This is a genomic window from Gottfriedia luciferensis, assembly GCF_001712755.1.
Classification (GTDB): domain Bacteria; phylum Bacillota; class Bacilli; order Bacillales; family Bacillaceae_G; genus Gottfriedia; species Gottfriedia luciferensis_B.
This window is the reverse complement of the sequence record NZ_MDKC01000036.1, coordinates 129,645-152,783: the sequence shown is the minus strand read 5'-3', so window position 1 is coordinate 152,783 and position 23,139 is coordinate 129,645. Positions and strand designations below refer to the sequence as shown.

Sequence of the window (23,139 nt, the reverse complement as noted above, 5' to 3'; positions counted from 1 at the left end):
AATTGGGCTAGTTGAGCGTTAGCCATCCGTGAAAATAGTTGACAACAATGAATGAAACCTTCGAGTTCAAAAGATCTATTACTGGCTACAAAATAACGCAAAAGAGAACAGTTTAAAGATAGATCATTAACATGTTTATTTGATTAGAATAAAATAAAAATTGAAAAAAATATTGACTTTCTCATTTTTATCTATAAAATAATCATTAATAAAATGTTTCAGAGATGTGACAACAAAACGACTGTGAAAGGACGAGTAGTAGTAGGACGTAGACAAAGCGAGTCAGGGGTGGTGTGAGCCTGATACGAAGCCTGTTATGAAGAACCTCCTGGAGTCGCTAACCGAAATCCTTTTTTAGGAAAGTAGACTTAGCCGTGAACTTCGCCGTTAAAGAAGAACAGTATCGAGATCTCTCTAATCTCCGTACTGAATAAGTGAGCAACCTCTGTTGCTAATTTGGGTGGTACCGCGGAACCAAAGTCTTTCGTCCCAGTTTTTTGGGAAAGAAGGGCTTTTTTTGTTGGCTTCTTTTACTACATCCAAACATTTTAGGAGGAAATAGGCATGTATCAATCATTAATGACAGTAAGAGAGACACAAATCGCAATTAAGGAAGTTAAAACATTTTTTGAGGATCAATTAGCAAAACGTCTTGAACTGTTCCGCGTATCTGCACCATTATTCGTAACGAAAAAATCGGGTTTAAACGATCACTTAAACGGTGTAGAACGCCCCATTGAATTTGATATGCTACATTCAGGAGAAGAGTTAGAAATTGTTCACTCACTAGCGAAATGGAAACGATTTGCACTGCATGAATATGGTTATGAAGCTGGTGAAGGTTTATATACAAACATGAACGCGATTCGCCGTGATGAGGAACTTGATGCTACTCATTCAATTTATGTTGACCAATGGGATTGGGAAAAAATTATTCAAAATCAATGGCGTACAATAGATTATTTACAAGAAACCGTACAAACAATTTATGGAATCTTCAAAGGTTTGGAAAATTATTTATTTGAAAAATATCCGTATCTTGGGAAGTATTTACCAGAAAATATTATATTTATTACAGCCCAAGAATTAGAAGATAAATACCCAGAATTAACACCGAAAGATCGTGAGCATGCAATTGCAAAAGAGCATGGTGCAGTTTTTATTATTGGAATTGGCGATGTACTTCGTTCTGGTGAAAAACATGATGGACGTGCAGCTGACTATGACGATTGGAAATTAAACGGAGACATCTTATTCTGGCATCCAGTATTACAATCCTCATTTGAATTATCATCAATGGGTATCCGTGTTGATCGTAAATCACTTGATGAGCAGTTAACGAAGACAGGTGAAGATTTCAAACGCGATTATGATTTTCATAAAGGTATTTTAGAGGAAGTGCTTCCACTAACAATTGGTGGTGGTATTGGGCAATCAAGAATGTGCATGTTCTTCTTACGTAAAGCGCATATTGGTGAAGTTCAATCTTCTGTATGGCCTGATGAAATGCGAGAAGCATGTAAGAAAGAAAACATTCATTTGTTTTAGAAAAGACAGGACCTCTAAATAAGAATGCAATATACAAAACCAAAGGTTAAACAATTAGAATACACTATAAGACTATGAATCATTTTCTTGAAACTTAAGAAAATCGAAAACTAAAATATACCATGCATTAGTGGACAAAAAAATCGAATGTAAATTCGATTTTTTTTGTTGCTCTGAATGGCAGTGACTGTTTAGTCAAAGGTAATTGGAAAATAAAGTAGAGTTAGCTTAGAGTTAATATTGTAAAAATTACAGATAAAACCGAAAGTACGAAAGTGTAATGATTAGCATATGACCTGTGTCAATTAATCTTATGACAATATGTAACTAGAAAATGTGATATGAAATAGCTAACAATTGAATTCAGGCAATTGATTGATCCGTGCAAGTGCATCAATCAATCTTGCTTTTGAATAATTCAATTGAGGTGAGAAAATGAATAAGAAAAAGATGTATTGTGCAATGGTTAGTACAGCTATATTAGTTGCAGGATTTGGTGGAGAAGGAAAAGCTCAAGCGGTAGCAGTCGAAGATTCAGTTCAACCAATCCAACATAATATCGTTAATTCGATAGAATCACAGGCAAAGCGATTAAAAACGATAGAACCATCAAAACCATTTGACGATTTAAAACCACTTAAGAACATGATTGGGAGCGCTCAATATGTAGGATTAGGAGAGAATACTCATGGAAGCTCCGAAATTTTCACCATGAAGTTTCGCCTAGTGAAATACTTAGTTACTGAGATGGGTTTTACGAATTTCGGAATGGAAGAAGATTGGGGGAACGGCTTAAAGCTAAATGACTATATCCAAACAGGAAAAGGGAATCCTAGAGATTTCTTAAAATTGTTATATCCTACTGATGAAATTATAGCCATGATTGAGTGGATGAAAGATTATAATGCTGATCCATCCAATAAAAAGAAAATCCAATTTATCGGACTTGACTTAAAAACAATGGATCAAAGTGTCTTTCATAAAGTAACTGATTATGTAAAGCAGCATCGACCAGATATACGGGCAGAAGTAGAAGAAAACTATAAAGAGCTTTCTTCTTACACTGGAAGTATACAGGAATATATGCAGCTTGCTCCTGAAATGAAAGAAAAATTCAAGGCAAATGCTGAGAAAGTAGTCCAATTGCTAAATAATGAAAATGAACAAGCAAACACAGAGAGAGTTTCATCCGAGTTTATCTGGGTGAAAGAGACGGCGAATGTAATAGAGGAATTTACCACAATGATGCTTCCTAATGATTATCCAAGTATGGTGAAGCTACATGATCAATATTTGGCTGATCATGCAATGTGGGCACAAGAGACATTTGGCGGTAAAACTATGGTATGGGCACACAATATCCACATAGCCAAAGGTATTATCGATGAGAAATTATACCCTAATGTTGCGGGACAGTTTTTGAAAGAACGTTTAGACAATAATTATGTTTCAATTGGCAGTACAACTACCGAGGGAAAATTCACCTTATACAGCGAATATAATCCTACCACTGGAGGTAAGATTGCAACTGATACGATTCCACAAGATGTGAATAGTTTCAATTATATCCTTGGAAAAGTCCCATATAATATGTTTTTGTTAGATAATCGTCACCTTAATGGTCAAGCAAAGAAATGGGTTAGAGAAAAGAGGCCATTACTGAGTATAGGGGGACAGATCCTCCCAAACGGTTCATTATATAATGATACTTCATTGCTTGAGCAGTTCGATATAATTTTTCATATCCGAAAAACAAGTCCATCTCATATTAATTAAGAGTACAAAACAATCCCTTCTTGCAGAGCCAAGAACGGGATTGTTTTATGATGGAAATCATCTTTTTTTAAACAGGAGTAGGCTAATTCGCCCTTTTTAGCATTATGTAAAAATGTCATATGACATTTTTACACTAGTGAGTTTGACAAAGAAAGCAGTATGATGCTGGTATTAAATAGAGAGGAGTGATGAACCTTATGAAACTAAGATTCATCCAGAATGGTTATTTTTTATTGCTAACTTTTGTTACAGGACTGTTTTATTTTTGTTTTTACCTGGTTGCTCTGCTATTGAGTTTCACCCTTTCATTTACTGTAGTCGGGATTCCACTAGTTATACGCGTACTTCAGACGACCACATCCTTTATCCAATTCGAACGTATACAAACGAAAATTTACACTGATATTTCGACAGACTCTTATAATAGTAGTGTAACAACGGATACATCGGACTGGGCACAAGTGAAATTAGGGCTTACGAATCGTCGCACCTGGTCTGCAGTCTTTTGGTTAATGCAGAAATTTGTGATTGGAATTTTCAGTCTCATAAGTGCAGTCGTTTTATATGTAATGCCACTTATGTTTCTATTGGCACCAATACTGTATCGATACATCGACATGAATATTTTTTTCATGCAGATTGATACTTTTGTCAAGGCACTCATTGTAATGTCTATGGGTATAGTGATTACCGCTATAAGTATTAGATTAGTAGATGGTTTGGCAAAAAAAATTGGAGGTTATACACGCAATATGATTCGGCAGCTAAATCGATAGAAGTTTGCAGTCTAAACTTAAAAGTATAAAAATGCGATAAAGATTATTCTATAATATAGGTAATAAGAAGGAAGGCTACTTAGGGGGTAAATGACTTGTTGAATATGGTTAAGTATTGGTTTTGGTATGATTGGATTATGTTAGGAATCCGTCTACTTGTTAGTGTCTCGATCATCCTAACTACATTAAATTTTCAGGATGGTTTAACACTATCACTTTGGGTTATTATTCCTTGGGAGATTGTTGCCTTCTCTATTCCATGGGTAGCCTTACTGTTCAATTACAAATATTACTTGTTCACAGAAATATTGCTATATGGCGGACTATGTATCTATTTAACTTCTTTATTTCCAGAAGCTTACAGCACATTTCTTATATCGGTGTTTCTTATCGCAGCAAATAGTAAGTATTTGTCCTATTATTGGACAGCTCCAACAACAATTTTTATTATAACTGGAATTTTCGATGCGGTTGCGCCAAGTAATAGCTATTGGATTATGGTCACATACTACGGATTCGCTTATGTAATGGGGTTCGCTTTTCATTTATTAATCGTCAATCATAAGCAAAATGAAGCGATTTGTAAACAAAACGCGGTACTTGAGCAATATATGTCTCAGATCGAACGCATTACACTTGCAGAGGAACGAAGCAGGCTGTCTAGTGAGCTTCATGATACAGTTGGCCACACTTATACATCCATTATTTTGGGGATGGAAACGTTACGTACCGAGCTTGTTACCGAAAAGGGTATTCAGAGGTTAGATTCTCTGCTTGAAATGGGGCGTAGAAGCATTGAGGACGTGAGAGGTTACCTACATCAAATGGATTCACCGTGTCAATCGCTTTCCTTAACTCAATCTCTACAAAATCTTGGAGCCGAATTTCAAGAGTACGCTCGGGTGAATGTAAGCTTTCGAGCATTCGGAGAGGAATACGAACTGTCTCGGCAGGCGAGAATGGCATTCATCCGTTGCTTACAAGAGTCCCTTACAAATGCAGTACGTCATGGTCAGGGGAATGAAATTATAGTTTCATTGCAGTTTGAACAACAATTTACTAGGTTAGAAGTGCAAGATAATGGTAAGGGAAATGTAGAATGGCAGGAAGGCTTTGGTATTAGAGCGATGAAAGAGCGGGCAATGAATTTGCAAGGTCAATTGTCTGTATATACAAAACCAGATGAAGGAATGCTTGTTACTTGTACTATACCGCGACAAACTGAAATAAAAGATGGACTTATTCGATTGTTAATTGTCGACGATCAACCGTTTGTTCGGGAAAGTTTGAGGACACTACTCGAAAGATATGAAGATTTAAATGTAGTCGGTTTGGCTGAAGATGGCAATCAAGCCATCGAGATGTGCGGGAGCCTTCAACCCGATATTGTACTAATGGATTTAGATATGCGCCACATGGATGGAGTCGAAGCAACCAAAAGGATTAAACAACAATGGCCACATATCCGCGTATTGATTTTTACAACGTTTCAGGATACGGAACAGGCGCTGGACTCCCTTCGTTGCGGTGCGGATGGTTTTTTACTTAAATCTATTGAAACGTTGGAGCTAGCTAATGCAATCCGACTTATACACAGAGGTGGGACCCTGATAGATCAGGAAATGTCTCACAAAATATTTGAGAAGTTTGATGCGCAAAATGAGACACCACAATCTAAAGCAACTGCTTATGAGCTAACAGCTAGAGAGATAGAAATATTGCAGCTAGTAGCAAAGGGACTACGATACAACACGATAGCTTCAAGGTTATATTTGTCAAATGGTACGGTCAGAAACTATGCTTCCACGGCTTACACAAAGTTAGGCGTGCGTAACAAGGAAGAAGCGGTTCAGATGGCTCAAGAAATAGGAATAATTGAATGAGAAAAATGTTTATTTTTTCTTTAGAGCTAAGCGGAAGACGACTTTAGACAAAATTAAGAGGATTGAGTCCTGTACAATACAGGATTCAATCCTCGCTATTAATTTTATAAACTTTTTGAGTTCACTTCATTTTTATTTAAAGACAACAATTTTCCCAACTGAACCGTCAGCACTTTGACCCACTACACGAACTTTCAATCCGTATTTAGGAACATTTCGGCCAACATCTGGATCTTGAGGGTTGCTATAATCTTGAGAATCATCGAATAGGGCATTACTTTGTGTAAAGCTATCTTTCATGTAGAAAGATGAATCACCAATAGTGACATCGCTGCCTTTATTTAAGCTAAATGCCGCATCATGCATTTGGTAGCTGTTTGAACCTAGAACTTTATTTAGACCGTAGCTATCAGTAGGATCTGTCCAATTTTTATTATGCCAGATATTGTTGTGCTGATCGGCATCGACAACTCCTAAGAAGCCATCACCAGGGTGGTAACCTTGACCTGTCCAGTTGTTGTCAAAACTATTATCAACATACCAAACCACTAGCCCTTGATCATAAGATAACATTGTGCCTCTGCGGTTTACATTTGCTAAACCTGAATCAGAGCCGTTGTGAGAACGCCATTCTAATAAATAGTAGTGACTTGTTTCTTTCTTACCAGAATCTTTTGTGAATCCACTAAGGTTAAACTTCGAAGTTCCTTCTGCATCGTCTGATAGGATTTCCTTATTGTTAGTCGTCACTTTGACATCATCAACATAGAAACCTGGAAGGGCAACACTCCATTCCTCCTCATTTTTCATTCGACATTTCCCCTAAAAAAATAAGCCTTTCCTCCTTATCCTGTCGAAAAGATAAGACAATTAAATTATATAATAAATCTGAATCATTTGAATGTTTATATTGTTAAGAAATAATTAAAAGCTTCGACAAACTTTGATAAGAATTAGGCATATGGACTAGAAATAAAAAAACACTATGTCGAGAAACACGATTTGGAAGGGCAAAAAGATCCTTCTATTTCTTATGTCGTTTCAGAATGGATTGGACACAGTCGAGAAGAAGATTAACTTTTCAAGATTTGTACCATATTCTTTATCAGAACGTATCATCTCTGAAAGATTGTCTAAATTAGGCAGTCTTTTTTTAGATCTAAAAATAATTCCTAGAATACAAGTCTGCTAGTTTTAAGTACACGTAGATCAAAATATAAAAAGCATTAGCCGTCTCTTCTTCTTAATATAATAAGAGTATCCTATGATTAAAATTTCCTGAAATGGAGTGATTATAATGCTTGAAGTAAAAGGACTGGCTTCTTATTCACCTTTAGGGCATTTGAATGAGTTTCGGAAAGATCCAATATATTTTTTAAGTGAACTTTATAGAAATCATGATACGATTGTCTCATTTCGTTTTGCTCATCGTAAAATGAACTTGCTATTAGAGCCCGATTTAATAAAAGAGGTATTAGTAACGAAGCAGTATTCATTCCATAAATCAAAGCCATTTCAAGAGATGAAAACGTTGCTCGGTGAGGGATTGTTAACGAGTGAAGATGAAGTACATATGAGGCAGCGGCGTTTGATTCAGCCATCATTTACGAAGCAGCATATTCAATCCTATGCAAAGGATATGACATTGCTCACTGAAGAGTTTATTTGTTCATGGAAAGATGGTGAAGAGCGTCTCATTAGTAGAGATATGATGGAGCTTACATTAGCTATTATTGCTAAAACTATGTTTAGTATGGATCTGAGTCAAGGACATGATCGTGTTGGGAAGCATTTTGACATTATTATGGAGATTGCAACGAAGCGAATTCGATCCGTTTTAAAAGCTCCACTCAAACTGAATACACCAAAAAATAAATCTTTATCGGAGGCTATTAAGGCAATCGATAAGGTGTTATATGAAATGATTGAAAAAAGAAATAGCTCAGAAACAAAGGAAGATTTACTAGGACTATTAATGCAAGCAAGGGATGAAGAGTCTAATGAAGGCATGACGAATCAACAATTAAGGGATGAAGCAATGACAATTTTTCTTGCGGGTCATGAAACGACTGCAAATGCATTATCTTGGTGCTTATATCTTTTATCTCAGCATCCGGATAAAGCTAAATTATTATATGAAGAAGTAGATCGTGTTCTAGGTAAAAAACGAGCAGATTATCAATCAATGAAAGATTTAATTTATACTCAGCAAATTATTTGGGAAAGTTTACGTCTCTATCCTCCTGCATGGCTTATTAGCAGAAAAGCAATAGAAGATGTCAGCATTGGTGACTTCAGAATTCAAAAAGGTGAGACAGTCATGATGAGTTCTTATATCATGCAGCGTTCTGAAAGGTATTTCTCACATGCAGAAGAATTTCTTCCAGAGCGTTTTAAGAATGGAAAGGTAGAAGGGGTTCCTGAATATGCGTATTTTCCTTTTGGTGGTGGGCCACGTGTTTGTATCGGAAATCATTTCGCAATTATGGAGGCTACTTTAGTATTAGCAACAGTCGTTCAGCATTATACGATTGCACTAGCTCCTAATCATCATAAATTGGAGACAGAACCACTTATCACACTTCGTCCGAAAGATGGATTGCGTATGATTGTAAAAAAGAGAAAATGAGCGGTATTTAATGTACACACATAGGCAAGTGTCTTTTCCAGGAGATTTTTCATAGAATATAGCATTCTCTTTACTGTATGTTTGAAAGGGGTTATATTTTTTGGAAAAGACAAATCTGACTGGACGGATTGTGACACCAGGTGATGCGGATTATGAACAGGCTAGAACAAATAATACTTTAAACAATCCTAAATTCCCTAAAATAATTGTATTTTGCCAAAAGAAACGAGATGTATTAAATGCTTTGAATTGGGTGAAGGAAAATAATATGCCATTTAGAGTAAGAAGTGGCAGGCATAACTATGAAAATTATTCGCTCGTAGATGGTGGTCTTGTTATCGATGTTAGTGAGATGAATACAGTTAGTGTAGATTGCAAAAACATGACCGCAAAAATACAAGCCGGGGCTGATTTAGGGAAAGTATATAATATTCTATGGGAAAATGGTACGACAATCCCAGCAGGTACTGAAAGTAGTGTTGGCCTTGTTGGTCTTACACTTGGTGGAGGTATCGGGATGCTGTCGCGATTATATGGTCTTACATGTGATAATCTACTTGAAATAGAAATAGTAGTATCGAATGGGCATGGGAAAGCGAAACTGATTAAAGCAAATAAGAACAAGAATAGTGATCTTTTTTGGGTTTGCTGTGGCGGTGGAGGCGGAAATTTTGGCATTGTCACGTCGCTTAAATTTAAAGTACACCCAATTTCAACTGTTTCGATCTTCTCGATTATTTGGGAGTGGGAAGACTTTGAAGCCGCTTTTGATGCTTGGCAAAATTGGGCAATTAACACTGATATCAAGCTAACTTCAGAAATTGAACTAAAATCTAGGGAAGTAAATCAAATTATTGCTCAAGGGGAATTTGTAGGTCCAGTAACAAAATTGAAAGAACTGTTACGGCCACTAACAGAAACTGGTTCACCTATAAAAGTAATGGTAAGGGAAGTACCTTATATAGAAGCTGTTCATTTTTTTGATGAACCAAGTGGGAATGTCCCAGCTTATAAAAAAAGATCAGGGTCTTTTCTAAATAAAACTTTTCCAAAGAGAGCAATCTTGATCATGAAAAGTTTTCTAGAAAATACACCAAATGGAAAGTCAAGTATTTGGCACCAATCTCTTGGAGGAGCAGTAAGGCGGATTAGACCAGATGAAACTGCCTATTATTACAGGGATGCCATTATTGCTCAAGAGTATCTTGCTAATTGGAGTACACCTGACGAAGAGCGAAAAAACAATCAATGGGTTGAAGACCTAAGGAATGCCTTATTAAGATACACTACTGGTGACTACGTAAATTGGCCTGATCGGTTTATTAGAAATTGGCCAACCGCATATTATGGTGGGAATTTAAATCGTCTAAGAGTTGTGAAACGAGAATATGACCCATTCAATCTATTTAAATTCCCTCAAAGTATTCCTCCTTTTATTAGTTGGTTTTAAAGTGAAAAATTCAAAAAATACTAGTGAAAAACCGATCGATTGAATTTCCAAATTGGTCGGTTTTTCCATAACTGTAGTTACTAACAAAAAGTTCTTATTGCTCTGAATTACTATTTTTATTGCCTCTTGTAAAGACAAAGTAATTACCGAGTATTGAAAATAATAGCAGTGCAAAACCGAAAATAACGATTTGGTAGTTTTTATCTAAGTAACCAAAATAACAACACACGATCGTCACAGGTAAAATCATTAAAATGATGCAAAACTTAAGTACAAAATTAGGGACATCCATATCATCTTCACCTTACTTAGTATTTTTCATTTAGTTTTTCATAGTTAAAATTCTTTATTCAAATTATTTTTATATAGTACGATTAAATTGATCATCTTATGGAAAAATGAAATTTGGATTTATTACTTATACTAGTTAAGAAATAGAACAAAAAATAGAAGGTGTAAACATGAATGAGAATGATAAGCAAATTGTAGGAGAAAAGGCAGCAGAATTTGTAAAAGATGGTATGGTTGTTGGATTAGGTACGGGTTCTACAGTTTTATATACAATAAAAAGGCTTGGGCAATTAGTTCAGGAAGGACTGAATATAAAGGGTATTCCAACTTCCATACAAACTGAAAAGCTTGCTAAAGAGGTGGGTATCCAACTCGTAAACTTTAGTAAAATTGAACAGATTGATATAGCAATTGATGGTGCCGATGAAATTAATCCAAACTTTGAGCTAATTAAAGGTGGGGGAGGCGCTCTATTAAGAGAGAAAATCATTGCGAAAGCAGCTAAAACATTTATAGTAGTTGCTGATCCAACTAAGATGGTAGAGAGATTAGGGAAGTTCCGACTACCAGTAGAAGTTATTCCATTTGGCATGGAAATGACGATGAAACATATTAAAGCAATCGGTTTAAGCCCTGAACTTCGTTTAAATGGAGCGACTCCATTTATTACGGATAACGGAAACTATATTTTTGACTGCAGTATACCTAATCATATTCAAACTGAAATAATAGAAAGAGAACTCAATTTAATTCCAGGAGTGGTAGAAAACGGATTATTTGTTGGAATGACTGATCTAGTTATCACGCTGGATAAAAATGGGGATGTTGAAATATTAAGTAAATAGTGCATAGTTAAGTCATTTACTAAATGTAATGCAGAGTACATACTTGCCCGTTCCTTCTATTTATTCAATAATAATAGTAAGAGATAAAGAGTTAATGGGAAGAGGGGGATAATATGCAAATAAGAGTTTCAGCCGTTCAATATCATCTTCACACAATAAACTCCTTTGAAGAGTTTGAAAAACAAGTAGAGCATTATATTAAGACAGCAGAGGAATTTGAAGCGGAATTTATCATTTTTCCTGAGTTTTTTACAACTCAGCTTATGTCAATTGGGAATGAAAAAAGTGAGGCATTAACAATCCAAGATTTACCTAACTTTACTGAGCAATATCGTTCTTTATTTTTAAAGTTGGCAAAACAATACAATATGCACATTATTGGAGGAACGCATGTTATTAAAAAAGGCGATCGACTATATAATGTTGCACATTTATTCTATCCAGATGGCCGAATTGGTGAGCAGGCAAAGCTACATATTACACCAACAGAGGTAAATGAGTGGAATATGAGTGCAGGTGACGGTTTAAAGGTTTTTGAAACAGAAAAAGGAACAATTGCGATGTTGACTTGCTATGACATTGAATTCCCAGAAATCGTTCGCATGGCAAAAGCAAAAGGAGCAGATGTCATTTTCTGCCCATCATGCACAGACGATCGCCATGGGTTCCACCGAGTACGTTATACATGTCATGCAAGAGCAATTGAAAATCAAGTTTATGTTGTAAATACAGGTACGATTGGTTCACTTCCAACTGTTGATTTTATGCGTGCAAATTTCGGTCAAGCAGTTGTAATCACTCCTAACGACATCCCATTTCCTCCAAAAGGAATTATGGTAGAAGGTGAAATGAACCAGGATATGATTGTTACAGCTGATCTTAATTTAGATTTATTATACAAAGTTCGGGAAAAAGGATCCGTTACAACATGGCGTGACAGACGTACAGACCTTTATCCAGATTGGTAAACTTATTCTTAAATAGAAAAGAGAGTTTTAGCACATGTATCGAAAGGAATTTTTTGTTTTCGACCAGGACAAACCAGTCCCAGTGGTAATTCGTAATTATAATGAGAATGACTTTACTGATTTAATCCGTATTCAACAAGAAAGCTTTCCGCCACCATTCCCATCGGAACTATGGTGGAATGAGGAGCAACTTAAAAATCATATAACTCTTTTTCCAGAGGGAGCGTTATGTATAGAAGTAAATGGTCAAATGGCGGGTTCTATGACAGGTCTACTAGTTCATTTTGATCCTAGCCATCCTGACCATTCATGGGAAGAGGTTACTGATCATGGTTATATTCGTAACCATAACCCAAACGGAAATACACTTTATGTCGTTGATATTGGTGTCAGACCTAGCTATCGTAAATTAGGTTTAGGTAAATGGTTAATGTTTTCTATGTATGATGTTGTTGTACATCTTGGTTTGGAAAGATTGCTTGGTGGAGGCAGGATGCCAGGATATCATAAAGAGGCGGATAACTTGTCACCCGATCAATACTTAGATGCTGTAATAAAAGGGGAGCTAAAGGATCCAGTTATTAGTTTTCTACTTCGATGTGGTCGTACCCCGGTTAAGGTAGTAGCTAATTATTTAGAGGATGAAGAATCATGCAATTATGGGACTCTAATGGAATGGAAAAATCCATTTAAACATTCTAATTAAAGGGAGAGAAAGAAAATGGACTATAAAAGAATTACAAATATTAATGACCCATTATTTAAACAAATGCATCAATTAATGCAAGATGTATTTCCTCCAGAAGAAGTATTAGAATTCGATCTTTGGAAAGAGCCTTTGGAGGATCCAGGAATTCGTGTTTTTGTTGCTGTCCATGAAGAGAAAGTAGTAGGTGCTACAGAATACCGCTATTATGACGATTTTAATGTTGCCATGACTGACTTTACAATAATTGGCCAAGCTGGTTTGGGAATCGGCCCATATTTGGCACACAATAGATTAGTAGATTTACAGACATTAGCAACTGAAAATAATAAAAAGTTATCAGGTATGTTTGCTGAAATTTATGACCCTTATCAAGTAGAACACCATGAGTTTGGCGGGGTTAAACCAATGAATCCATATGTGCGTAGGGAAGTATTAGCTCACCTAGGGTATAAGCGACTGGATTTTGAATATATCCATCCTTCATGGAATAATGACGGTGAAGCAGTAACAGGTCTAGATCTTTGTTTCCTTCCAATGGATGGGGAAATGAATGAGCTTCAATCAGACTTGATTGTAAAGTTTCTAAAGCGTTATTATACAGTGTTATCTAATAAGCCAAAGTCTTGGCATTCAATGATTGAAAATTTAGAAGAGAAAGAAAAAGTCGCATTAGTCTACTTTTAAGTGAACATAAAAAAAGCTTTTCGATTAAGTCTAAGTGCAGACTTCGAGAAGCTTTTTTTATATTCGATCGAATTAAACTTAAAAAGGATTTCGAACTATTCTCCAATTGAGCATTTGCCATATAGTTAGTCTGCTTGTTTTTGTTTTTCCTCTTTTTTTGTGCTCACCGTAGTAGTATAGGATTTGGGCTTATCTGTACCATTTATTAGTTTATAAATATAATCAGTTGTTAGTTTATAGCTGTCTTCAAGTTTTGTCGTGATATAGCTTGCTCGTTCAAAAATAATCGAGCGTAAGTTGTTGAGCTGGTGAGAGATTCTATCCATCATTGCTTCTTGCGTATCAAGGCGATCTAAAACCCCATGTTGAAATTCCTCTTGCTGTAATAATCCATGAGCTACTTCATTTTGTTTTTCAATTAGCTTATCAAGTTGTAATGAGAGAGCTTGATTATCAGATTCACTTTTTTCCAATCGCTTTGCCAATTCTGTGTAAGCATCATTTAAACTAATCATTTTATCAATCAACGATTTTTTTTCCAGACTTTCATTTGCGTCCGATGTATTTAATCGCTGAATCATGATTCTTTCAAATTGTTCACGCTCATGGTTACTACCTATGAGACTATTTATTTGATTTTTAACATGATTCCACTGATTTGTTTGCAATTCTTCCAATTGCTCATATCGTGGCTTCAATTCAGAGATTGATTTTTCCAGGCTCATGTTATTTTTTTGTTGTTCTTCCATTAGTTCAGCTAAGTAATTATGCCGAACAAGCCCTTGATTCGGTGTTTGTATTGTTTCATTATTTTTAAAGACATCAGGGTGTTCATTCTTATTTATAAATAATCCCACTACTATTTCTCCCTTTCTATATTTTTTTACTAATATTTTATGTTCAAGTACAGATGGGGGAACTTGGGTATGCTTAGTTGGGCTATAGTGTAGCTGGAAAACGACGGTTAGTTAGGCAATTTGAAGTGTGGAATGTTCTGTCTTTTCCATATAATAAATTTTAGTAAAAGAGTATTTTTAGTAAATATGAAGTGGGAACTTAGACTCATTTTTAGCAATTAATCTCTTATTAAATTAATATGATAAACACGAGGATAAAGAACAGAACAATGCTCATTAAAAGGTTTAAAAAATATTATCTGAAAATTAAGTAAATTCATATCACCAGCCTATTTTCTTTGAATAGTATGATGTAAGGTGGTGATAACTATGGATTTAGGCTTCGGACTTGCGGATTGGATGCTATATACTATTTGGGCAGTTACTGGATTAATGATTCTTGATTTTGTAATAGCATTTATCCGTTCATTCTGGAAAGGTTCATTCGATACATCTTTTATACTAGGATATTTAAAGGATATTCTATACTTCATTTTTCCACTGAAGTTTTTAATAACAATGTTTGGACTTGATCCTACAGGATGGATTTTAATAACATTTTATTTCATTGCTGGAATCGCAATCGTTATTAAGTATTTGAAAGACATATTTAGTAAATTTCAATAAGTATTGAAGCCCTCATCAAATGGGGGCTTTTTAGTTTGAAATCAAGTTTTTGGACTTTGTAAACAAACTTAAATGCCTATGACAAAGAGGTTTTTTTATTTTATTTAAATACACAAATTTATTTAGTTTTTGCATACATATATTTCTAGGCACCAATGGGCTAATTTTTTCATAGAATATTCAAAAAATTCCCTAGAAGGAAGTAATGTTTATGACAAAATATCAATGGGTTAAATGGCGAAGAGTATTAATTTGGTTAGCTGTTATTATTTTTATTGGTGTTGTGCTTACTAAAGGGGGGCCAACATACTGGAGTGTAGCAATATCGATTGTTAGTCTTTTATTTCAGTTCGCCGTTATGATTTTCATGGCGATCATCCAATTTGTAGCAATTTTCTGGTTTCTAGCTAGAGGTCGTACTTATTGGATTTTACCTGGTGAGACTGGATCGACGTGGGATGATTATCGTGGAAACCCTGAGATTGTTGAAAATGCAAAACGAATCGTAACATTACTAAAAGGTGTTAAAACGTTTAAAGAGATGGGTGGAGAGGCTATTCGTGGATTGCTGCTTTGTGGTCCTCCGGGTACAGGGAAATCTTATCTTGCACAGGTTATTGCGAATGAGGCCCAAGTACCTTTTGCTTATGCCTCGGCTCCAAGTTTTCAAAACATGTTCTTTGGTGTAGGGAATTTGAAAGTAATGGGAATTTACAAAAAGGCTAGAAAGTTAGCTAATATTTACGGAGCGTGTATCATTTTTATCGATGAAGTCGACGCAATTGGTATGTCTCGTCAAGGAGGAGGAGCAGGTGGCGGAGGAATGTTCGGTATGGGAATGGGTACTGGATTATTGAATGAACTTTTACTACAAATGGATCCTCCAAATATTGATACTTCTAAAATAGCAAAATTTCTTCGATCACTCGGGTTACGTAAAAAGAAAGCTGAGCGTCCAGCAGTTCTGACGATTGCAGCTACCAATTTACCAGATGTACTTGATCAAGCATTACTTCGACCAGGTCGTTTTGACCGAAAACTTTGGGTAGATTCTCCTGATTATGATGGACGTATTGATGTTTTCCAATATTATCTAAAAAAGGTGAAAATCGATTCATCTTTAACACCAGAGCGAGCAGCTCTTGATACGATTGGATATAGTCCAGCACAAATTAAACATATAGTGAATGAGTCTGTCGTAATTGCTCATCAGCGAGGTGCTGAGGTTGCAAATTACACTGATTTCCGAGATGCAATGGAAACGTATGAGTGGGGACTGAAGCAGCCACTTAGATCTATGAGTGAAGATGAGAAGAGAAATGTAGCGTACCATGAAGCAGGTCACGCCGTAGCTCAATATTTGTTAAAGCCACACGATCGAGTATGGAAGGTAACAATTATTCGTAGGGGTGACGCACTTGGGCTTGCCGCGACTAAGCCAACAACAGAAAGATATAATCGAAGCGACAGCGAAATACTTGCAGCAATCCAAGTTTGTTTGGCGGCTAGAGCAGTAGAAGAAGAGTTTCTCCACAAGAAATTAAACGGTGTCACATCTGATCTACAACAAGCAACCCTACTTGCTGGTGCATATTTAGGTTTAGTTGGAATGGGCGATGAGTTATTCAGTTGGAATGCACTAGGCTCACAAGCAGAAGGACTTAGAGCGCTACGACCAAAAATTAACCTTCTTCTAAAGGACCAAATGAGCCAAGTAAAAAAACTTGTTACCGAACACGCAGATTTTGTACACTCAATTGCACAAGAGCTGCTAAAAAGAGGTGACTTAACAGGCGAAGAAATAGAAGATATTTACGAAAGCATTTATGCACGTACCCGTCCTGAACCACCTATTGTAAAGATTGGTACTGTTTATGAGAAAAATATTCAAGGATTGCTTAAGGATTTTGATAAATTACCTGAAAGCGATCAGAGTTAGTAAAAGAACTATAATGGAAATTCACAAGGTATTCGATGTTCCTTGTGGATTTTATTGATTCTAAAATATTGGTCAAAAATAAATAAAAAGAGCACTCGCGATGAGTTGCTCTTTTTTATTATTTAAGGAAAGTTTATGAAGTGTTCGCCATACGAAGGAATTCTCAATAGACGCACTGAATATCAAAAGATATCTCCACCATTAGAAGTATCTTTTTAAAACAAATAGCATATTGATTAACAAATCTAATACAACGTACTTGTCACAACAGTTAGGAGAGTGAGTAATGAATAGTCTATTAAATCATATAGGAAACGCAAATACAATTGATGATGTAATTGAACAGTTAGATGAGATTATTTCAATGAGCAATAAAACAAAAAGCAAACTAGGATATTTTGCTTCTTTATATCGATTGGTAACGATTAAAGTGAAAGTTGGAATTTTAAATAATCAGTTCGAAGACGGGACAAGAATGGAAAGGCTGGATGTAAATTTTGCAAATTTCTATTTAAAAGCACTTAAAAACTATTTAAATGGAGAACCTGTAAGTCTCAGTTGGCAATTAGCGTTTCGACACGCAGAAAACCGTCAATCTATATTGTTACAGCATTTGTTGCTTGGTATTAATGCACATATTAATTTAGATCTAGGAGTAGCTGCAGCGAAGGTATGCCAAGGCACAGATATTTTATCGCTTTACAATGACTTTATGAAAATAAATAGTATTTTGGCATCATTAGTTGATGAGGTGAGGGATGACATGGATCGAATTTCACCTTGGATTGGTTTTTTAGATCATGTTGACCCAAAAGCTTCAAAGGCAATCATAAACTTTAGTCTAGAGAAGTCTCGAAATTATGCATGGGATTTTGCAAAAAAGCTTGCTGTAGCTAATGATAGTGAGTGGGAAGCGCTGATAAAAGTGCATGATAATGAGGTTGCATCAATTGGAAATATGGTCGCACGTCCAAGTAGTTGGATGCTGAAAGCTGGCTTATGGGCAATTCGTTTTCGTGAATCCAAAAATATTGAACGAAACTTAGATCTTTTAAATCATACTCGCTTTGAAACAATTTCAACTGATGGTATTCAATTGTAAATTCAAAGTGAGTAAGCAGATTGGATAATTGAAGGCAACACTTGTTTAGTAGAGTGTTGCAGACTGCCCGCTAAACGCTTGCAATCAGTCTGAGAATCAAGTTTTTAGTACTTTGTCTACACACTGCTTCTACTGTAGTATATTATATAATTGAAAAGATTCAGGATTAGAAGGTTAACGATAGGTGATAAATAAATGATACATACATATTTAAATGAAACAATCAGTTTTAATATAAAATATAAAAAGCAAAAATCGATCGGTATTTATATAGATGCTTATGGAAACGTTGAGGTTCAGGCTCCTAAAGATACACCTGATAAAAGTGTCATCGAAGTTTTAGAGGCTAATTGGGAGTTGATTCTTCAAAAATCAAATGAAATGAAGGAGCGACTTCGTGGTCCAAAAGAACGGACTTATGAATTCGGTGAGACATTTCTTTATTTAGGGAATTCATATCCTATACAAATTTCACACGATGAAAGTATTCAGCAAGATCAAGTAGTTTTTGAAGGGAATAGGCTAAATATTATTGTAAAACAACTAGAGGATGAACGAATAAAACAGGCACTTAAAAGGTTTTATTACCAACAAATTAAAGCAATAGTTGAAAAGAGTATTCAGAAGTATCAAAGTAATTTTAAAGTAAAGCCATCTTCAATTCGTATTACTGATAGTAAAACAAACTGGGGGACTTGTGATTCAAAAAGGCAACTAACATTTAATTGGAAACTAGCAATGGCACCTCAAAAGGTGATTGACTATGTTGTTGTCCATGAAATGTGCCATATGGTTCATATGAATCACGACAGGTCTTTTTGGCGACTTGTCGGTAAAATTATTCCAGAATATAAGGAAAGAGAAAATTGGTTAGCGTTATCTAGTTGGAAAATGACCGTATAAATAAAAAATGGGAACGACAATAGTCGGCCCATTTTTTATTTTTTGTAAAAAAAGTCTGCTAATTCCTTACTTTTAAGTCTTCTATTTTTACGGATTTTAGCTCGTTCTTCTCCGCCTTGATATAAGAATTTTTCTTCCTCAGTTTCGGGAACAATTTGTGGAACTTTAATTAATTTACCTTCCTCGTCCAGTGCAACAAAAGTTAAAAAAGCAGTAGCAGCGATTTTCTCTTCTCCAGTTCTTAAGTTTTCTGCAGTTACTTTCACGAAAACTTCAAATGATGAGGTACCAGTCCAAGTTACATAACTTTCGAATGCCACCGAATCTTTCATTGTAATTGGGTGAAGAAAGTCAACTGAATCAGTTGAAGCAGTTACGATTGAAGATCGGCAGAATTTCATTGCTGATATACTTCCGATAATATCTAAGTCATTCATTAATTTTCCACCAAACAAAGTGTTATGACTATTTACATCATTGGGAAGAACTAAATTTGTTCTAATGACTCTTGTTTCACTACAAGTTACCATGTGATTTCTCCATTCTTTAATATCTATAAATTGTACACTATTTAAAAGAGAAATTAGCATACTTAATAAAAAAAATTATATGAACAAACTTTCCATTGAAGTATATTTATGAATTAGGAATTCTTGTAGTTGTTTTTTAACATCACGTAGTAAAATTTATATTTGTCAATGAAATTTGTAGGAAATAGTGCAAATTTAAATAAGTTTATTTCAGTCGTTTACATTGACTTTTACTTCTTAAGTCGGTATATTTATATCTTGTTGAGACGGGATGAATACTACATATGGGTGTTAAAAAGAAAGAGAACACCTATATATCGATATATGGTAAAATCGATATAATCTTTTGCGAGGAGGAACAGGTGATGATAAATACAATAATTGATGCTGAATTACCTGCGAATATACAGAAATTAAATCAAGACATAATGCATTTTCCAATGATTACACCTATTAATCCAAAGATGCATAAAACAACATTTAAAGGTGTATCTAGAACGGTTATGTTAGATCGATACGCATTTAAAGATATTAAACTTGTTACATTAGGTGTAGGTGACCTAGTTGTACTAACATATAAGGATGATCCAAAGTTTCCTCGTCGTGGTTATGGTGAAGTAATTGCTATTGACAATAGTCAGGAAGAAGTAACTGTTCAATTAGATTCTCAGTTTGAAGACGGAGCAATCATTACAGTTGCATTTAATAAAGTAGACAAACCACTTGAAATCTTCTACGAACAAATTGCAGACCGTGTTGCACGTGGGCTTGCATCTGCAGAAACTCCAGAAAAATTCTCCGAAGTAAAAGAGATGTTTTATGAAATTTTAGCTAACAAAACTTTTGTACCAGCGGGACGTGTTTTGGCTGGTGCCGGTACAGGAGCTTCAACAACATTCTTTAACTGTTATGTAATGCCTCATATTCACGATTCTCGTGATGGGATTGGTGAACACCGTAAGAAGGTAATGGAAATTATGTCACGTGGTGGTGGCGTTGGAACAAACGGTTCAACTTTACGTCCTCGCGATGCGATTGTTTATAGTGTGAATGGACGTTCAAGTGGATCAGTTTCTTGGTTACATGATTTATCTGAATTAACCAATTTAGTTATTCAAGGTGGTTCAAGACGTGGTGCGCAAATGATTATGATGAACGTCAATCATCCTGATATTGTAGAGTTCATCGTATCAAAGAACCAAAATCCAAAGGTTTTACGCTATATTGCGCAAACTACAAAATCGAAATTAATTCGTGAAGAAGTAGAGCGTAAATTAAAGTTCGAGCCAATTAATGCAACTGAAAAAGCAGCTTATGAAGCTTTAATTCATATTGCAACAATTGAAGGGAAATTAAATACACCTGAAATCGAACAGGCAAAAGAACTGCTTAATGACGGTGGTAAGTATTCAGTTCATAACCCTGAGTTTTTAACAGGTGCAAATATATCTGTTTGTTTAACTGATGATTTTATGGAGGCAGTTGAAAATGATGGAGAGTACAAGCTTCAATTCCCTGATTTAGAAAACTATGACGATGAAATGCGTTTAATTTATGATCAAGAATGGCAGGAATGTGGAGATGTACGTGAATGGGCTGCACGTGGATATGGTGTACGAACGTACCACACAATAAAAGCAAAAGAACTTTGGGATTTAATCAATGTTTGTGCAACTTATTCTGCTGAGCCAGGAATCTTCTTCTTAGATAATGCAAACAAAATGACAAACGCTGTTTCTTATGGTCAAAAAGTAGTTGCAACAAACCCTTGTGGAGAGCAGCCACTTGCTCCATTCTCTGTTTGTAACTTAGCAGCTGTTAACTTAGCTGAAATGACGGAAAATGGTAAAGTTAACTGGGAAAAGTTAAAACGAACTGTTCAAATTGGAACGAGAATGCAAGATAACGTAATCGATGCAACGCCGTATTTCCTAGAAGAGAATACAAAGCAAGCAAAAGGTGAACGTCGTATCGGATTAGGTGTAATGGGGTTACATGATTTACTAATCCGTTGTGGCCTAGTATATGGATCGGAAGCTGGCAACAAACTAGTTGATCAAATTTTTGAAGTGATTGCAACTACTGCTTATAAAACTTCAATTGAATTAGCGGAAGAAAAGGGAGAATTCCCATTCTTATCGACTTTTGAAGATGGACGCGAACGTTTTATTAACTCGGGATATATGAAGAAAATGCCTGAAGAAATTCGTGAAGCTGTTTTAGAAAGCGGCATTCGTAATTCGCACTTATTAACAATTGCTCCTACAGGAAGTACTGGAACGATGATGAATGTCAGCACTGGACTTGAGCCTTATTTTAACTTCGTATACTTCCGTTCAGGACGATTAGGTAAATTCATTCCAGTTGTAGCTGATATCGCACTAGAATGGTTAGAAGCAAATGGATATGAAGTAAATGAAGAAAATGTTTATGAGATGATTGAACATCTTCCTGAACAATTTGTTGGAACAATGGACCTTTCTCCAGAGGCGCATGCTGATGTTCAATGTATTATCCAAAGATGGATTGATTCTTCAATTAGTAAAACAGTTAATGCTCCTAAAGGTTATTCTGTTGAACAAGTAGCAAAAGTGTATGAAAGATTACACAAAGGTGGAGCAAAAGGCGGGACTGTATATGTAGACGGTTCACGTGATGCCCAAGTACTATCGCTAACTAATGAAGAAAATGATTTTACAAATGTAGAATTAGAAACAGTTGAAACGATAAAAGATGAAACGAATAACGATCCTGATGAAACTTCACAAGTTAAAACAGGTAACGTTGGTGTAGAAAACGGAGACACTTGTCCAATCTGCCTAGCAGGTACTGTAGTTGAACATGGTGGTTGTAATACATGCGATAATTGTCAAGTTCAGTTGAAGTGTGGAATATAAAAGTAAATTTTAAATAGCTTTGAAGAAAGACCTCTTTAGATGTGATGATCTAAAGGGGTTTTTTATGTCTAAAAGTACAATTAAAATCGACAAATGGATTAAAGAAGGGCGTGGTTCTGGGTAGAGTTACATCTATTTTTGATAAAGAGGTAGACCCTCCATTAGGTAGCAGTTTGAAGTCTTTTTTTGTTTACCTCAAAGAAACATAGAATAGCACTCAATTGAGTGCTATTGTTCCATGATTCTTTATTATTAATAAAACACTTTTGTTTGCAGGATTTCCATTGCATGCTCAATATCACGTAAATCTTCCTTCGAAGCATTTTGTATACGAGAGAGTAAAAGAGATTCTAAGCTCTTAAAGGATTCACTCATCATGGCTTCTCCTTCCACTGTAAGACGAATGAATTGTTTTCGTCGGTCTGCAGGATCACTCATCTTTTCAATTAAATTTTTTTCGCTTAACTTTTTCAATTCACGACTGGTATTTGGCATCGATATATTCTGACAATCACTAATTTCACTTGGAGTTACGGGCTGACTAACCGTTATATATTCAAGAATTTTATATTGAATTGGTGTGATTGAACCGGATTTTGAGTTTTTTGTTAATTCATGCGTTACTCGATGCACCGAAGTTATGAATGATACACATTTAGAAAAAAGTACTGAATTGTCCATAAAAT

The 23,139-nt window shown here is 35.5% G+C and carries 20 protein-coding genes and 1 other annotated feature; of the genes, 15 read left to right on the top strand and 5 right to left on the bottom strand.

Going from position 1 to position 23,139, the window contains the following annotated elements; genetic code table 11:
- Positions 1-234 precede the first annotated feature (234 nt).
- Positions 235-495: a binding site (T-box leader), on the top strand.
- 69 nt (positions 496-564) lie between these two features.
- The 4 genes from asnA (at position 565) to BED47_RS21365 (ending at position 5,983) form a co-directional block, all read left to right on the top strand.
- Entirely contained in the window at positions 565-1,548 is a 984-nt protein-coding gene (gene asnA, locus BED47_RS21380; protein WP_069035345.1) for an aspartate--ammonia ligase, read from the top strand.
- A 435-nt stretch (positions 1,549-1,983) separates the two neighbouring features.
- On the top strand, positions 1,984-3,324 hold the full coding sequence (locus tag BED47_RS21375; RefSeq protein WP_069035344.1) for an erythromycin esterase family protein: 1,341 nt from the start codon (positions 1,984-1,986) through the stop codon (positions 3,322-3,324).
- Positions 3,325-3,521: 197 nt separating this feature from the next.
- A complete protein-coding gene (locus BED47_RS21370; RefSeq protein ID WP_069035343.1) occupies positions 3,522-4,100 on the top strand; it encodes a sensor domain-containing protein in 579 nt (192 codons plus the stop codon).
- 95 nt (positions 4,101-4,195) lie between these two features.
- A complete protein-coding gene (locus tag BED47_RS21365; RefSeq protein WP_069035342.1) occupies positions 4,196-5,983 on the top strand; it encodes a helix-turn-helix transcriptional regulator in 1,788 nt (595 codons plus the stop codon).
- 132 nt (positions 5,984-6,115) lie between these two features.
- Here BED47_RS21365 and BED47_RS21360 read toward each other — a convergent pair whose 3' ends face one another.
- On the bottom strand, positions 6,116-6,793 hold the full coding sequence (locus BED47_RS21360) for an immune inhibitor A domain-containing protein (RefSeq protein WP_069035341.1): 678 nt from the start codon (positions 6,791-6,793) through the stop codon (positions 6,116-6,118).
- Positions 6,794-7,280: 487 nt separating this feature from the next.
- On the opposite strand from BED47_RS21360, the gene BED47_RS21355 reads away from it, so the two are divergent.
- Complete coding sequence (locus BED47_RS21355; protein WP_069035340.1) at positions 7,281-8,612, top strand: cytochrome P450; 1,332 nt, start codon at positions 7,281-7,283, stop codon at positions 8,610-8,612.
- A gap of 100 nt (positions 8,613-8,712) precedes the next feature.
- Positions 8,713-10,062: an FAD-binding oxidoreductase gene (locus tag BED47_RS21350; protein ID WP_069035339.1), complete on the top strand. Its 1,350-nt coding sequence runs from the start codon at positions 8,713-8,715 to the stop codon at positions 10,060-10,062.
- Positions 10,063-10,156: 94 nt separating this feature from the next.
- On the opposite strand, the gene BED47_RS21345 is transcribed toward BED47_RS21350, so the two are convergent.
- Positions 10,157-10,354, bottom strand: coding sequence for a hypothetical protein (locus BED47_RS21345; protein WP_069035338.1), 198 nt, complete (start codon positions 10,352-10,354; stop codon positions 10,157-10,159).
- Positions 10,355-10,523: 169 nt separating this feature from the next.
- Here BED47_RS21345 and rpiA point away from each other — a divergent pair, with 169 nt between their 5' ends.
- The 4 genes from rpiA (at position 10,524) to BED47_RS21325 (ending at position 13,559) form a co-directional block, all read left to right on the top strand.
- Positions 10,524-11,198 (top strand): ribose-5-phosphate isomerase RpiA, encoded by a 675-nt coding sequence (rpiA, locus tag BED47_RS21340; protein ID WP_069035337.1) that lies wholly within the window; start codon positions 10,524-10,526, stop codon positions 11,196-11,198.
- Between the two features lie 113 nt (positions 11,199-11,311).
- Complete coding sequence (locus tag BED47_RS21335) at positions 11,312-12,166, top strand: carbon-nitrogen hydrolase family protein (RefSeq protein ID WP_069035336.1); 855 nt, start codon at positions 11,312-11,314, stop codon at positions 12,164-12,166.
- A gap of 34 nt (positions 12,167-12,200) precedes the next feature.
- Positions 12,201-12,872 carry a GNAT family N-acetyltransferase gene (locus tag BED47_RS21330; protein ID WP_069035335.1) on the top strand — a complete coding sequence of 224 codons (672 nt, stop codon included), beginning with the start codon at positions 12,201-12,203 and terminating at the stop codon, positions 12,870-12,872.
- Positions 12,873-12,887: 15 nt separating this feature from the next.
- Positions 12,888-13,559, top strand: coding sequence for a GNAT family acetyltransferase (locus BED47_RS21325; protein ID WP_069035334.1), 672 nt, complete (start codon positions 12,888-12,890; stop codon positions 13,557-13,559).
- Between the two features lie 125 nt (positions 13,560-13,684).
- On the opposite strand, the gene BED47_RS21320 is transcribed toward BED47_RS21325, so the two are convergent.
- On the bottom strand, positions 13,685-14,416 hold the full coding sequence (locus BED47_RS21320) for a hypothetical protein (RefSeq protein WP_069035333.1): 732 nt from the start codon (positions 14,414-14,416) through the stop codon (positions 13,685-13,687).
- Positions 14,417-14,785: 369 nt separating this feature from the next.
- On the opposite strand from BED47_RS21320, the gene BED47_RS21315 reads away from it, so the two are divergent.
- The 4 genes from BED47_RS21315 (at position 14,786) to BED47_RS21300 (ending at position 19,026) form a co-directional block, all read left to right on the top strand.
- Complete coding sequence (locus tag BED47_RS21315; RefSeq protein ID WP_069035332.1) at positions 14,786-15,082, top strand: hypothetical protein; 297 nt, start codon at positions 14,786-14,788, stop codon at positions 15,080-15,082.
- Positions 15,083-15,293: 211 nt separating this feature from the next.
- Positions 15,294-17,021 carry an AAA family ATPase gene (locus tag BED47_RS21310; protein WP_084007030.1) on the top strand — a complete coding sequence of 576 codons (1,728 nt, stop codon included), beginning with the start codon at positions 15,294-15,296 and terminating at the stop codon, positions 17,019-17,021.
- A gap of 286 nt (positions 17,022-17,307) precedes the next feature.
- The gene (locus BED47_RS21305; RefSeq protein ID WP_069035331.1) at positions 17,308-18,123 is read left to right on the top strand and encodes a DUF5995 family protein; all 816 of its coding nucleotides are present in this window, start codon (positions 17,308-17,310) and stop codon (positions 18,121-18,123) included.
- A 195-nt stretch (positions 18,124-18,318) separates the two neighbouring features.
- Positions 18,319-19,026, top strand: coding sequence for a M48 family metallopeptidase (locus BED47_RS21300; protein ID WP_069035330.1), 708 nt, complete (start codon positions 18,319-18,321; stop codon positions 19,024-19,026).
- 35 nt (positions 19,027-19,061) lie between these two features.
- Here BED47_RS21300 and BED47_RS21295 read toward each other — a convergent pair whose 3' ends face one another.
- On the bottom strand, positions 19,062-19,556 hold the full coding sequence (locus BED47_RS21295) for an acyl-CoA thioesterase (protein ID WP_069035329.1): 495 nt from the start codon (positions 19,554-19,556) through the stop codon (positions 19,062-19,064).
- A gap of 365 nt (positions 19,557-19,921) precedes the next feature.
- Here BED47_RS21295 and BED47_RS21290 point away from each other — a divergent pair, with 365 nt between their 5' ends.
- A complete protein-coding gene (locus BED47_RS21290; RefSeq protein WP_139116381.1) occupies positions 19,922-22,453 on the top strand; it encodes a vitamin B12-dependent ribonucleotide reductase in 2,532 nt (843 codons plus the stop codon).
- A gap of 252 nt (positions 22,454-22,705) precedes the next feature.
- Here BED47_RS21290 and BED47_RS21285 read toward each other — a convergent pair whose 3' ends face one another.
- Complete coding sequence (locus tag BED47_RS21285; protein ID WP_069035328.1) at positions 22,706-23,134, bottom strand: MarR family winged helix-turn-helix transcriptional regulator; 429 nt, start codon at positions 23,132-23,134, stop codon at positions 22,706-22,708.
- Positions 23,135-23,139 lie beyond the last annotated feature (5 nt).

Coding starts and splice junctions, on each gene's coding strand:
- asnA (WP_069035345.1), top strand. CDS start 565: ATGTATCAATCATTAATGACAGTAAGAGAGACACAAATCGCAATTAAG.
- BED47_RS21375 (WP_069035344.1), top strand. CDS start 1,984: ATGAATAAGAAAAAGATGTATTGTGCAATGGTTAGTACAGCTATATTA.
- BED47_RS21370 (WP_069035343.1), top strand. CDS start 3,522: ATGAAACTAAGATTCATCCAGAATGGTTATTTTTTATTGCTAACTTTT.
- BED47_RS21360 (WP_069035341.1), bottom strand. CDS start 6,793: ATGAAAAATGAGGAGGAATGGAGTGTTGCCCTTCCAGGTTTCTATGTT.
- BED47_RS21355 (WP_069035340.1), top strand. CDS start 7,281: ATGCTTGAAGTAAAAGGACTGGCTTCTTATTCACCTTTAGGGCATTTG.
- BED47_RS21345 (WP_069035338.1), bottom strand. CDS start 10,354: ATGGATGTCCCTAATTTTGTACTTAAGTTTTGCATCATTTTAATGATT.
- rpiA (WP_069035337.1), top strand. CDS start 10,524: ATGAATGAGAATGATAAGCAAATTGTAGGAGAAAAGGCAGCAGAATTT.
- BED47_RS21335 (WP_069035336.1), top strand. CDS start 11,312: ATGCAAATAAGAGTTTCAGCCGTTCAATATCATCTTCACACAATAAAC.
- BED47_RS21330 (WP_069035335.1), top strand. CDS start 12,201: ATGTATCGAAAGGAATTTTTTGTTTTCGACCAGGACAAACCAGTCCCA.
- BED47_RS21325 (WP_069035334.1), top strand. CDS start 12,888: ATGGACTATAAAAGAATTACAAATATTAATGACCCATTATTTAAACAA.
- BED47_RS21315 (WP_069035332.1), top strand. CDS start 14,786: ATGGATTTAGGCTTCGGACTTGCGGATTGGATGCTATATACTATTTGG.
- BED47_RS21310 (WP_084007030.1), top strand. CDS start 15,294: ATGACAAAATATCAATGGGTTAAATGGCGAAGAGTATTAATTTGGTTA.
- BED47_RS21305 (WP_069035331.1), top strand. CDS start 17,308: ATGAATAGTCTATTAAATCATATAGGAAACGCAAATACAATTGATGAT.
- BED47_RS21300 (WP_069035330.1), top strand. CDS start 18,319: ATGATACATACATATTTAAATGAAACAATCAGTTTTAATATAAAATAT.
- BED47_RS21295 (WP_069035329.1), bottom strand. CDS start 19,556: ATGGTAACTTGTAGTGAAACAAGAGTCATTAGAACAAATTTAGTTCTT.
- BED47_RS21290 (WP_139116381.1), top strand. CDS start 19,922: ATGATAAATACAATAATTGATGCTGAATTACCTGCGAATATACAGAAA.
- BED47_RS21285 (WP_069035328.1), bottom strand. CDS start 23,134: ATGGACAATTCAGTACTTTTTTCTAAATGTGTATCATTCATAACTTCG.